Source organism: Klebsiella sp. K47, assembly GCF_051858335.1.
Classification (GTDB): Bacteria; Pseudomonadota; Gammaproteobacteria; order Enterobacterales; family Enterobacteriaceae; genus Klebsiella; species Klebsiella pneumoniae.
On sequence record NZ_JBPYUI010000232.1, the window covers coordinates 1 to 238 of the forward strand.

A 238-nucleotide genomic window follows, 5' to 3' on the forward strand; every position below is an offset into this window, starting at 1 on the left:
GCAATCATAGATAGGCGAGCCTCGAAGATCTCAGATGCAAAGGAGGCCCAGGTTAACTCGATTGTGCGAATTGCATTCGTGGAAGCCTTCAAGCTGCCCAGGTACAGCACTGAGCCAATGAAGACTTCCGCAATCAGCGACTTCAGGAACGATTTCTACAGCGGCTGCTTAAGGGCAATGGCTGAATTAAGGTCCAAGTAGGCCGAATACGACATGACAACCCGCTCCGGCGGGTTTT

1 protein-coding gene is annotated in these 238 nt (G+C 51.7%); it reads left to right on the forward strand.

The window, feature by feature from the left end; genetic code table 11:
- A partial coding sequence (locus tag RRF55_RS27830) for a hypothetical protein (protein WP_439419274.1) occupies nucleotides 1-201 on the forward strand: 201 nt, incomplete at its 5' end.
- Nucleotides 202-238: the final 37 nt, after the last annotated feature.